Raw genomic sequence first — 7,470 nt, 5'->3', positions numbered from 1 at the left:
GGGGTGGACGGCGGAGGGCTCCTGGAGCCGTACGCCGTCCGCCCCGGCCGGGCCGGGGGTACGGGTGTCGATCAGGTGCTGGATCAAGGTGACCAGGACCTGGGTACCGGAGGCGGACTGCCGGGCGTCGCACAGCACGATCGGCACCTGCGGGTTGAGGTCCATGGCGGCGCGGATCTCCGGGACCGGGTAGCGGTGTGCCCCGTCGAACTCGTTGACCGCGACGACGAAGCCGACGCCGCGCCGCTCGAAGAAGTCCACGGCGGGAAAGCTCTCCTCCAGGCGCCGGGTGTCGGCGAGCACCACCGCGCCCAGCGCGCCGTGGCACAGTTCGTTCCACATGAACCAGAACCGCTCCTGGCCCGGGGTGCCGAACAGGTAGAGCACATGGTCGTTGCCCAGGGTGATGCGCCCGAAGTCCATGGCGACGGTGGTGGAGGTCTTGCGTTCGATGCCCTCCAGGCTGTCGGTGGCGGCGCTCACCTGGGTGAGGATCTCCTCGGTGCTGAGCGGCTCGATCTCGCTGACGGCGCCCACGAAGGTGGTCTTGCCGACTCCGAAACCGCCCGCGATGAGGATCTTCACCGCCGTGGGGAAGGGGTCACAGCCGTTTGCGGAGTCCATGCAGGACCGCCTCCAACAGGTCTTTGTCGGTGGGTTGCTGAGACTGGTGGCCGGGGGCCCGGGTGGTGACCGCGCCCCGCTCCAGCAGGTCGGACAGGAGGACTTTGGTGATGGTGACGGGCAGTCTGATGTGCGCGGCGAGTTCGGCGACCGACACCGGGCCGCGGCACAGGGCGAGCAGCTGATCGTGTTCCGGGACGGCCGGGCCGCGGACGTCCGCGCCGGTGGCCAGCACCAGGGTCAGCAGGTCCAGCCGTGCGGCGGGCCGGGTACGGCCGCCGCTGGCGGTGAAGGGGCGCACCAGGGCGCCCGCGTCGTCGTCGAGCCAGGGCTCCGGCAGGGGTTCCGGCATCGGGTCACTGCCCCGCGGGCTGCCGGGGCGCGGTGGGCAGTGCCGGCCGCACGCTCTTGACCAGCATGGCCATCGCGTAGCCGAGCACGGCCGCGTCGGCCTCGCGGTCGGCGACGACGGCCAGGCAGGCTCCGGGGCCCGCGCTGGAGACGAACAGCAGGGAACGGTCCAGTTCGACCACGACCTGGCGCACCTCGCCGGAGTCGCCGAACCGGGCGCCCGCGCTGCGGGCGAGCCCGTACAGCCCGGCGGCGAGGGCCGCCAGGTGCTCGGCCCCGGACGGTTCCAGGCCGTGGGCGGCCGTCACCAGGCCGTCGATCGACAGCAGTACGGCGCTGCGGGTGTGCGGCACCCGGTCGACGAGTCCGGTCAGCAGGCCGGACAGTTCCGTTCCGGACCGGCCCGGGGGCACTTCGCTCTCCATGGTCGGGTGGATCTCCTCGCGGGTCAGTCGGTGTCGTCGGTGTCGTCGGCGAGGCTGGTGCCGCGCCGGAAGGCGGCCATCAGGCCGGGGTCGGGGTCGGTGTCCGGCTCGTGGCGCAGGGTGCGGTCCCGGTCGTGGTCACGGGTCCGGTCGCGGTCGTGGCCGGGGGCGTCGTCGCGTTCGACGGCGAAGGAGGCGGCCAGGCCGGGGGCCGGCGGGGTGATGTCGCGCAGTTGCGGGACGAGGTGCTGCTGGCGTCTGCGGCGCGGCAGCTGGGGGCGGACCGGCGGCGCGGAGCACATCGGGGGTGCGGCGCGGGTGGTGACGGTGGCGGGGACCACGGGCTCGGCGGGGACGTGCCGGTGGCGGGGCGGGCCGGGGACGAACTGGCCCTCGGACTCGTCGCCGAGCAGGTCCTCGGGGAGGACGAGCACGGCCTGGACGCCGCCGTAGATGTTGCTCTGGAGCTGGACGACGATGTCGTGGCGGCGGGCGAGGGTCGAGACGACGAACAGCCCGACCCGGCCGTCTTCCAGGAGTTCGGCGACGTCCATCGGCTCGGCGCCGGCCAGCACGGCGTTCATCCGGCTCTGTTCGGCGTCCGTCATGCCCAGGCCCCGGTCCTCGACCTCGATGGCGAGCCCGGCGGTCACCCGCTGGACGCGCAGCAGGACCCGGGTCTGGGGGGCGGAGTAGAGGGTGGCGTTCTCGACGAGTTCGGCCAGCAGGTGGATGACGTCGGCGACGGCGTGGCCGCGCACGGTGCCCTCGATGGGCGGCACCAGCTTGACCCGGGTGTACTGCTCGACCTCGGCGATGCACGAGCGCAGGACCTCGGTGAGGGCGACCGGTCTGGTCCACTGGCGGCGGGAGACGGCGCCGCCCAGGACGGCGAGGTTCTCGGCGTGCCGGCGGATCCGGGTGGCGAGATGGTCGATGTGGAAGAGGCCCTTGAGCAGGTCGGGGTCCTCGACCTCGTGTTCCAGTTCGTCGAGATGCTCCAGCTGCCGGTGGACGAAGGTCTGCATGCGGCGGGCGAGGTTGACGAAGACCGCGATCTTCTCGTCGCTGCCGGGGGCGCCGCCCGGGGGCAGGGCACGGGCCCCGTCGACGGCGTCCTCGGCGGCCCGCAGATGGGCGTCGATCTCGTGGCCGAGGGCGGCGAGGCTGTCGGGGATCGGCTCGGGGGCCGGTCCTGTGCCGCCGGGGACGCCCTTCTCCCGGTGCCGGGCCGGCCGGGTGGCCAGGGTGGCGAGTTCGGCCCGGTGCCGGGCCAGCCGGCGGCCGAGCGCGGCATGCCGGGCGGCCTGGAGCCTGGCTTCTCCGGTGGCGACCGCGGCGGCCCCGGCCAGCACGGCGGCGGTGCCCAGGGCGGCGGCGATCAGTAACGGGACGGGCTGCGACAGGCGCGGGACGGCCAGGGCGGCGGCGACGGCGATGACGGCGACCAGCGCGGCCGGCAGCACGGCCAGGCGCAGCAGTCGGCCCCGTTCGGGGTGGGGCCGCGGCGGGGCGGCGGCAGCGGTGCGACCGCTGCCGGTCAGCGCCCGTTGGCTGCGGGGTTCGGGCATCGGGGTCCTTCGGATTCTCGTGGGCGGAGGATGGCCACCGCGAACGAGTGGCTCTGGGTGCCGTTGCCCACGCTATGCACCAACTGACCACCTCCGGAGCCCGGTTTGAGCAATCGCCACCCCTCGCCAGCTCCCAACGAGTGAATGCCGTGAACACGGAATTGACCCCCGGCGGGTGAGCGGACGTCTTCCGGGCACCCACGGTGCTGGGCGGGGGTTCGGGGCGCCGCCCGGGGCGGTCGCCGGCCGCGCGGGCGGGCGGCGGAGGGACGGGGCCGGGTGGCGGCGGACGGCGCGCGGGACGGAGGAACGCCGGGCGTGCCCGGCGTTGTTGGCGGAGGGACCGCGCGGGTCAGGAAGCGGGCGGCAGCCCGGAGACGCGCAGGGTGATGTTCAGGCGGCCGGTCAGGCCGAGCCCGGCGGGCGCGGTCCCGGGGTGGGTGCGGGGCACGCCGTGGTAGGCCAGACGGGACGCGGCACCGAAGACGAACGCGTCACCGCTGCGCAGTTCCGTGTCGTGCCAGGGCCGCCCCCGGCTCTCCGGGGTGCCGAAGCGGAACACACAGCTGTCGCCCAGGCTCAGCGACACCACCGGGGCGGACGCGCGCTCGTCGCTGTCGCGGTGCATGCCCATCCGGGCCCCTGCCGGATAGAAGTTGATGAGCGCGATGTCGTACGGCGCGCCGGCCGGCGGGAATCCGGCGTCCGCCACCGCCCGTTCGGCGAGGGCGCCCAGCTCGGGCGGGAACGGCTTCACCGGCGCCCCGTCGCCGTCCACCACCGTCCGCGCGTACCCGTAGGGGTACCAGTGCCACCCGAGGCTGACCTGCCGCACCGACATGGTGCCGCCGCGCGGCATCCTGACGGTCCGCAGCCCGGCCGGGGGCAGTGCCCAGCGGCGGCAGTCGGCCAGCAGCCGGCGCTGCCGCTCGCCGGTGAGCCAGCCGGGCAGGTGCACGGCGCCCGGGGCGACCTCGGCCGGCGGGCGGGCGAACAGCTCCGTCACTTCTCCCGAATGACGATGAAGTCGGCCAGCTCCACCAGCTGTGCACGTACCCGGGCGGGCATCTCCAGGCCGTCCAGGGCCCGCAGTGCGGTGTCGTGCTGGCGTCTGGCCTCGTCCGCCGTCCACCTGCGGCCGCCGGCCTCCTCGATCAGGGCGGCGCGGGCGGCGAACTCGGCCTCGTCGAAGTCGGCGAACTCCTCCTGGCTCTTCTTGGCGTCGGCGGTCAGCAGCGCGGTCAGCCGCCGTGCCGCCGCCCCCGGGGCGGCCACGGCCGCGGCGACCGGCAGCGACTTCTTGCGCTGGCGCAGGTCGCTCCAGGTCTGCTTGCCGGTGGCGGCCGGGTCGCCCCAGATGCCCAGCAGGTCGTCGACCGCCTGGAAGGCGAGGCCGAGATGGTGGCCGTAGGTCTCCAGCGCGTCGGCGGCGGCGTCGTCCGCGCCGCCGAGGACCGCGCCGATGGAGGCGGCGCAGGCCAGCAGGGCGCCGGTCTTGTTGCCCTCCATCTCCAGGCATTCCTCGACCGAGACGAACTCCCGGTGCTCGAAGGAGATGTCCTGGGCCTGCCCGTCGATGAGCTTGCGGGAGGCGACCGCCAGCCGGCGCGCGGCCCGGGCGGCGCCCGCGCCGCCGGCCTCCAGCAGCACCTCGTGGGAGATGGCGAACAGCGCGTCGCCGACCAGGATCGCCTGGGCGGGACCGTGCACCTTCCAGACCGTGTCGCGGTGCCGCCGCTGCTCGTCGCCGTCCATCAGGTCGTCGTGCAGCAGGGAGAAATTGTGCACCAGCTCGACCGCGACGGCGCCCGGGATGCCCGTGTGCGGCGCGGCACCGGCCGCCTCGGCGGAGAGCAGGGCCAGCGCCGGGCGGACCGCCTTGCCGCCGTCGCTCTCGGACTCGCGGCCGTGCGCGTCGATCCAGCCGAAGTGGTACGCGGCCACCGTGTTCATGGGCGGGGCCAGCCGGTCGACGGCGGCGCGCAGCGCGGGGGTGGTGAGGGTGCGCCCGCGTTCCAGCAGGGCGTTGACCGCGGTCTGACTCATGGGGTTCTGTTCTCCAGTGCTGCGGATATCGCGGGCGGGGCGGCGGGCGGGTCCCAGGTCCTCCTGGTGCCGGCCCCTCGCGGATCGCTCCGCAGTGGGTCCGGCCGGTGGCCGGCGGGCACCCCCCGGTCCAGCCTCGCTCGCCGGGTACCCGGCTTCGAGCGTACCCGGGACCGGCCGGTGGCCGGCCCCGGTTCCCGCGGGCCGGTCACACCGCCGCCGCGGCGCGCGCGGCGGCCAGGCCGCTGCGTACCGCGCCTTCCATGGTCGCGGGCCAGCCGGTGGCGGTCCAGGCGCCGGCCAGGAACAGGCCGCGGGCGCCGGTGGTGGCGGCCGGGCGCAGCCGGGCGGTGCCGGGGGCCGGGGCGAAGGTGGCGGTGCGTTCGCGGGTGACGAAGAAGTCACGGACCCCGGCGTGGGCGGCGGCGGGCAGGAGCCGTTCCAGTTCCGGCAGGTAGCGCTTGCGCAGCACCTTGGCCGGGAGGTCGATCTCCGCTCCGGCGGCGGACTGGGACAGCGCCAGGTACTGGCCGCCGCCGGTGAGCCCGGAGGGGGCGGTGCGGTCGAAGACCCACTGCACGGGGCTGCCGAGGGCGGCGAAGAACGGGGCGCGCAGCACGGGGCGGTCGTAGACGACGTGAAGGTTGAGGATCGGCGCGTCGGCCAGCCCCAGCAGCCGGTCGGGGTCGGGCAGCGCGCCGGGCGGCAGCAGGCCGTGGGCCTCGCGCTGCGGGACGGCGAGGACGACGATGTCGGCGTCCAGGTGCTGGGGCGCCGCGTCGCGGCCGGTGAGGTCGGCGCGCCAGCCGCGGCCGCCGGGGGCCGGGCGCAGGGCGCGGGCCTTGGTGGCGAGCAGGGTACGGACGCCGGCGCGCTCCAGGGCGGCGGCGGCCAGCGTGTCGTGGAGGTGGCCGAGCGGCACCTCGGGCAGGCCGATGTCGGCGGCGCCCGGGGTGGTGAGCAGTCCGGTGCGGAAGACCTTCGCGGCCAGCGCCAGGGACACGTCGTCGGCGCGGGCGTTGAGGGTGGCGACGCCGACGAGGTCCCACAGGGCGTCGATGGTGGCCCGGTTCTGTCCGTGCCGCTCCAGCCAGTGGCCGAAGCTCTCGGCGTCCAGGGCCGGGTCGGCGGGGTCGAGACGGCGCAGGGCGAGGGCGGCGCGGCCCACGGAGGCGCGTTCGGCGAGGGTGAGGTGCGGGTAGCGGGCGAGCCCGGCGGTCAGGTGCAGCGGGACGGGGGCGGCGCTGCGGCGCAGCCGGCCGACCCGGCGGGTGGCGGCGTGCAGGACGGGCACGTCCATGCGGCGCTGCACCGGGGCGAGCGCGGCGCCGCCGACGCGGCGCAGAAAGCCCTGGTAGGCGGTGCAGCAGCGCAGGTACACATGCTGGCCGTTGTCGACGGTGAGCGGTCCCGCGGCGCTGTCGCGGGTGAAGGAGAAGGCGAGTCCGCCGAGCCGGGGGCGGGCTTCGGTGAGGGTGACGGAGTGGCCGCGGTCGGCGAGGGCGAGGGCGGCGGTGGTGCCGGCGAGGCCGCCGCCGATGACCAGTGCGCTGGTCACGGGTGGGCCTGCCGGGCGATGCGGCGGGCGTCGAGACCGGTCAGGCCGCGCACGGCGACCAGGACCTTCTCGGGCGCGGGCAGGGCGACCCGGCCGCGCAGGACGGCGGCGGGGTCCTCGGCGATGCGGTCCAGCAGCCGGTGGTAGATGCCGGCCATGGCGGCGACGCAGGCGCCGGAGCGGCGGTCGAGCATGGGCAGCAGCTTGAACCCCTCGGCGAACAGTTCCCGGGCGCGCTGGATCTGGTAGCGGACCAGGGCGGTGAAGTCGGCCTCGGCGGGCGGCGGGTAGCGGCGCAGGTCGTCGGCCGTCTCGGGGCAGGCGAACTTGCGCAGGTCCTCGGCAGGCAGGTAGACGCGGCCGTTCCCGGCGTCCTCGCGCACGTCGCGCAGGATGTTGGTGAGCTGGAGGGCGAGACCGAGGGTGTCGGCGTACTCGGGGGCGCGGGCGGCGCCGCGCACCCCGGGCACGGTGCCGAAGACGCCGAGCGAGAGCCGGCCGATGGCACCGGCCACGCAGCGGCAGTAGAACCGCAGGTCGTCCCAGTTCTCGTAGGTGTGGCCGCGCACGTCCATGAGCACGCCGTCGATGAGTTCGTCGAGGGCGCCGAGCGGGATGGGGAACACCCCGGCGGCGTGCGCGAGGGCGAGGGCGACCGGGTCGGTGGCGTCCTCGGGGACGGTGCCGGTGCGGACCCGCTCCAGCAGGGCGCGGCACTCCAGGAGCCGTTCCCGCTTGGTGTCCGGGTCCAGGGTGCCGTCGCCGATGTCGTCGACGCGGCGGGCGAAGGCGTACAGCGCGGACAGCGCCCGGCGCTGGCCGGTGGGCAGCAGCCGGATGCCGTAGGCGAAGTTGCGCGCCTGCTGCCCGGTGATGGTTTCGCAGTAGTGGTAGG

Annotated in this window: 8 protein-coding genes; all 8 read right to left on the bottom strand. The window is 75.4% G+C overall.

What is annotated here, in order from left to right:
- Positions 1-624 (bottom strand): ATP/GTP-binding protein (locus ACFV5N_RS21985; protein WP_385602478.1); only part of this gene is annotated, 624 nt, incomplete at its 3' end.
- Positions 602-976 carry a DUF742 domain-containing protein gene (locus tag ACFV5N_RS21980; protein WP_385602475.1) on the bottom strand — a complete coding sequence of 125 codons (375 nt, stop codon included), beginning with the start codon at positions 974-976 and terminating at the stop codon, positions 602-604. The genes ACFV5N_RS21980 and ACFV5N_RS21985, both read right to left, overlap by 23 nt.
- Positions 977-980: 4 nt before the next feature.
- Positions 981-1,400: a roadblock/LC7 domain-containing protein gene (locus tag ACFV5N_RS21975; protein ID WP_385602472.1), complete on the bottom strand. Its 420-nt coding sequence runs from the start codon at positions 1,398-1,400 to the stop codon at positions 981-983.
- A 23-nt stretch (positions 1,401-1,423) separates the two neighbouring features.
- Positions 1,424-2,971: a sensor histidine kinase gene (locus ACFV5N_RS21970; RefSeq protein WP_385602469.1), complete on the bottom strand. Its 1,548-nt coding sequence runs from the start codon at positions 2,969-2,971 to the stop codon at positions 1,424-1,426.
- A 352-nt stretch (positions 2,972-3,323) separates the two neighbouring features.
- Positions 3,324-3,977: an alpha-ketoglutarate-dependent dioxygenase AlkB family protein gene (locus ACFV5N_RS21965; RefSeq protein WP_385602466.1), complete on the bottom strand. Its 654-nt coding sequence runs from the start codon at positions 3,975-3,977 to the stop codon at positions 3,324-3,326.
- Complete coding sequence (locus ACFV5N_RS21960; RefSeq protein WP_385602463.1) at positions 3,974-5,017, bottom strand: polyprenyl synthetase family protein; 1,044 nt, start codon at positions 5,015-5,017, stop codon at positions 3,974-3,976. The genes ACFV5N_RS21965 and ACFV5N_RS21960 overlap by 4 nt, the downstream gene beginning before the upstream one ends.
- A 208-nt stretch (positions 5,018-5,225) precedes the next feature.
- Entirely contained in the window at positions 5,226-6,575 is a 1,350-nt protein-coding gene (gene hpnE / locus ACFV5N_RS21955; protein ID WP_385602460.1) for a hydroxysqualene dehydroxylase HpnE, read from the bottom strand.
- On the bottom strand, positions 6,572-7,470 hold an 899-nt coding region (hpnD, locus tag ACFV5N_RS21950), incomplete at its 5' end, for a presqualene diphosphate synthase HpnD (protein WP_385602457.1). The genes hpnD and hpnE, both read right to left, overlap by 4 nt.

Source organism: Streptomyces sp. NPDC059853 (assembly GCF_042731495.1).
Lineage (GTDB): Bacteria > Actinomycetota > Actinomycetes > Streptomycetales > Streptomycetaceae > Streptomyces.
The sequence above is the reverse complement of the archived record's forward strand: the minus strand, read 5'-3'. Positions and strand labels throughout refer to the sequence as shown.

Bases quoted from the DNA above. Each gene is read 5' to 3' on its own strand.
- ACFV5N_RS21980 (WP_385602475.1), bottom strand. From the start codon at position 976: ATGCCGGAACCCCTGCCGGAGCCCTGGCTCGACGACGACGCGGGCGCC.
- ACFV5N_RS21975 (WP_385602472.1), bottom strand. From the start codon at position 1,400: ATGGAGAGCGAAGTGCCCCCGGGCCGGTCCGGAACGGAACTGTCCGGC.
- ACFV5N_RS21970 (WP_385602469.1), bottom strand. From the start codon at position 2,971: ATGCCCGAACCCCGCAGCCAACGGGCGCTGACCGGCAGCGGTCGCACC.
- ACFV5N_RS21960 (WP_385602463.1), bottom strand. From the start codon at position 5,017: ATGAGTCAGACCGCGGTCAACGCCCTGCTGGAACGCGGGCGCACCCTC.